The sequence below is a fragment of the Trebonia sp. genome (assembly GCF_049794275.1).
In the GTDB taxonomy this organism is placed as follows: domain Bacteria; phylum Actinomycetota; class Actinomycetes; order Streptosporangiales; family Streptosporangiaceae; genus Trebonia.
Window position 1 is genome coordinate 1 of the sequence record NZ_JBARCR010000150.1, and the last position, 3,357, is coordinate 3,357.

Annotated in this window: 3 protein-coding genes and 1 pseudogene; 1 reads left to right on the forward strand and 3 read right to left on the reverse strand. The window is 67.8% G+C overall.

The window, feature by feature from the left end; all coding sequences use genetic code 11:
• Positions 1-119 precede the first annotated feature (119 nt).
• Positions 120-191 (forward strand): annotated as a pseudogene (locus WA805_RS04365) (LuxR C-terminal-related transcriptional regulator); the annotation flags it as partial.
• Between the two features lie 75 nt (positions 192-266).
• On the opposite strand, the gene WA805_RS04370 reads toward WA805_RS04365, so the two are convergent.
• The 3 genes from WA805_RS04370 to mftD all read right to left on the reverse strand — a co-directional run.
• On the reverse strand, positions 267-620 hold the full coding sequence (locus WA805_RS04370; protein WP_422274014.1) for a TraR/DksA family transcriptional regulator: 354 nt from the start codon (positions 618-620) through the stop codon (positions 267-269).
• Positions 621-676: 56 nt separating this feature from the next.
• The gene (locus WA805_RS04375; protein ID WP_425241695.1) at positions 677-1,516 is read right to left on the reverse strand and encodes a GH12 family glycosyl hydrolase domain-containing protein; all 840 of its coding nucleotides are present in this window, start codon (positions 1,514-1,516) and stop codon (positions 677-679) included.
• Between the two features lie 710 nt (positions 1,517-2,226).
• On the reverse strand, positions 2,227-3,357 hold a 1,131-nt coding region (gene mftD / locus WA805_RS04380; RefSeq protein ID WP_425241696.1), incomplete at its 5' end, for a pre-mycofactocin synthase MftD.

Consider the following 3,357-nt stretch of genomic DNA (forward strand, 5'->3'; position numbering starts at 1 on the left):
CGCTTGAGCCGCCGGCCGCGCCGGCGACGCCGGCGGAGTCCGCGGCTGCGGTGCTCGCAGCGACGGCCATGGCCTCGCCGTCGAGCCCGCTGACGCCCAGGGAACTGCAGATCGCCAAGATGGTCGCCGACGGCCGCAGCAACAAGGGCATCGGCGCCGAGCTTGTCATCAGCCCGGCGACCGTGGCCAGGCACATCGCCAACATCATGGCCAAGCTGGGCTTCAGGTCGCGGGCCCAGATCGCGGTCTGGATCGCCGATCGCCGGTTACCGGTTCTGCGCCTCCTGGGCGCGGGCCTCTTCCACGGTCAGCTCCGCCGCCGGGTCGGCCTCGAGCCGCTCGTCAGGAATCGGCTTGCCGCTGAGCACCGAACGCCCGTACGTGCCCGCATCGAGCCGCGCCAGCGCCCCGTCGATCGCGTCGAGCCGGTCCTGCAGTTCCTCGGCGACGGCCTCGTCGTTGCCTTGCTCCGTGAGCGGCAGCCCCTCGTCCCCGAAGTCACGGGGAATGTCGTCGTTCGTCTCGAGGCCGGTCTCGGCCTCCTGCTCGGTACCCCGCAGCAGCGAAGCGACCTCGTCCCGTTCCTTGACCAGCAGCTCTCGCGCCCGGCTCTCATCCATGCCCGCACCCTACCCTTTGCCGCAGGGCCGTACCCGCAGGACCCCCGCGCCGCGGTCTATCCCCGGACGTTGACCGCGAAGGAGTCGGTGGCCAGGCCTGTGCCGCCTTGCCACAGCTCGAATCCCGCCTCGACGTCGATGAGATACCAGGATTTCTGGATCCAGCCGCGGCTCATCGCATCGGCGACGAATTTGCCGATATCCAGATCCTGTACCGAGGTGGTCCCCGTCACCATCGAGTAAGAGATCGTGTTCCATCCCTGCTGGCCGAACCACACCTGGTACGACCGGCCGTCGATGGTGGCCGTGCCTACCTGCGAGCCGTAGGGCTCGATGGAACCTTTGTGGTTGAGCCAGATCATCAGCTCAGCGCCGTCGGGCTGGCCGCTGGTGGTCGGCGCCTGATTGAACCAGATGTCGTAGGCGACGTCGTAGGCGCCAGTACCGGGCTGGGTCGTGGCCCAGCTCGTGGTCGCGGTTCCCGGTGACAGCAGCCTGGAGGCCGGCACCGGCAGGCCGCTGCCCGGCGTGCAGATGCCCCAGTGGCAGCCCCGGTAGATGGACGGATAGCCGCCCGGGGACCCGCCGGCGGATTTCGCTATGGCCGACTTGGCCACAGTGAAACCGCCGCCCGTGGCCACGGCCACGCACTCGGGAGCGCCCGAGCCCCACTCGTCGTTCTGCACCATGTACGCGCCGCCGACCACCGCCCGCCGCTGCGAGCTGCACAGCGAGCCGACCGTCTGGCCGCCCGACACGCCGGCGGCGGACGCGGTTGGCGAACTGGGCGAACTGGCTGACTGGCTCGCTGGGCTCTGGGTCTGGATGGCGGCCGCCGGGTGACTGCCGCCGGAGCAGCCTGCCACGATCCCACCGACAACGATTACGGCCAGCACCGCAACCACGACACGAGCTGCTCTACTCCGTGGCACGGTTCTCATAGCAGGCAAGTCCCCCAGGTGCTACGTCTTCAGCCAGGGTACTTCGCATTACCGCCTTTCCCGCAAAACCAATTCTCTGCTTATCTGCTGAATCAGTGCCGTCTGTTAGGCCAGCGGGCCCGCGGGTACGTCGATGAGCTGGAAGCCTAGGTCGCGGTAGGCCTGCTCGTGGAGCTGCTCGAGGGCAAGCGACTCAGCGAAGGAACGAAATGCAACAATTGCCGGATATCTGACTATTGACGACATTTGTAGCATTTGCTACTATAAAGACGCTTTGTACCGGCATGAACCAGAAGATGTTAAGGAGCGACACGACGGTACGGAGTGTCGGCGGGATGCGCAGCCGCGCCTAATCTATCGTGGAGGTCATGACATGTCTCTCCATGAAAGGGGTAAACGTCTGTTTTGAAAGTCGGCAGCGAACGAGCGGCCACCTAGAGGATGTGAGCTGAATTGGATTTTCTGAAGACGCTTTTTAGCGTGAAGGGCCTGCTCATCGGGCTATATATCCTGATCGGCGTCTTTCTTAATACGGCGTCGCCCCATTTGCCGACGACTCCAAACAGTGTATCGTCGATCCATAGCTGGGTTCAGTGGGTAATCTCAATTCTCTTCTGGCCCTTGAGCCTTTGGACGCCCACTTTCACGCTGGGCAAATGGGTACCCTAACCGCCCGCTGTCCCTGCTAAATCCCCGATAAGGGGATTCCAAGGAGATACGGCAGGCCCGTCCGGGCCGTAGGCGAAGTCCTCGGAGAGGATCACGTCGGCCGGGGTCAAGTCATGGACGGACGGACGGCCGAGGGCGAGCAGGGCCGAGTCGATGCCAGCACGGAGGATGTCGAAGACGTTGCGGACGCCCGCAGGGCCGCCCGCTGCCAGCCCCCACAGGCAGGCGCGGCCGATCATCACCGCGCGAGCGCCGAGGGCGAGCGCCTTGACCACGTCGCCGCCGCGGCGGATGCCGCCGTCGAGCAAGACCTCGGCCTGGCCGCCGACGGCCGTCACCACGGCTGGCAGTGCCCGGATCGAGGCCGGGGTGCCGTCCAGGTTGTTGCCGCCGTGGTTGGATACCGAGACCGCGGTCGCGCCCGCGTCGACCGCGCGGCGCGCGTCGTCGGCCCGCATCACCCCCTTGACAAGGAACGGCCCGTCCCACTGGGCGCGGAGCCACGCGATGTCGGCCCAGCTGGGCGCCGCGACCGACTGCCACGAGCGGTAGGCGGCGAAGAAGCCGGGGGCGGGTTCGCCGGGCGCGGCGAAGTTCGGCACGGTGAGGTCCGGCAGGCGGCCGGATCTGAGCCAGCCGGCGAGGTAACGGGGACGGGTCACCACCTGCGGGGCGTACCTGAGCAGCGTCGGCGCGTCCAGCCGCTCCGGTATCGGCGGGCTGCCCCAGTCGCGGCCGCCGGGGAACGACCAGTCGAGGGTGACGATCAGGGCCTTCGCGCCGGCCTTCCGTGCCCGCAGCGCCCGGTCGAGCAGCGTCTCCCGGTCCGCCGACCAGTGCACCTGGAAGAACACGTCAGGGTTCACCCGTGCCACGTCCGCCACCGGTTTGCTGGCGAACTCGCTGAGCCCCATCGCCGTTCCCGCGTCCCTGGTGCCCGTCGCGACGGCGACCTCGCCGAGCGGATGCACGGCCTGGACGCCGACCGGGGCGGCGATCACCGGCAAGGCGATGTCCACGCCAAGTACCGACGTGCGCAGGTCGCGCTCGGCGGGCAGGCCGGCGGCCCGTGGCGGCGCGAACCTGATCTCGCGGAACGCCGTGACGTTGCCGGCGCGGGTGACGCC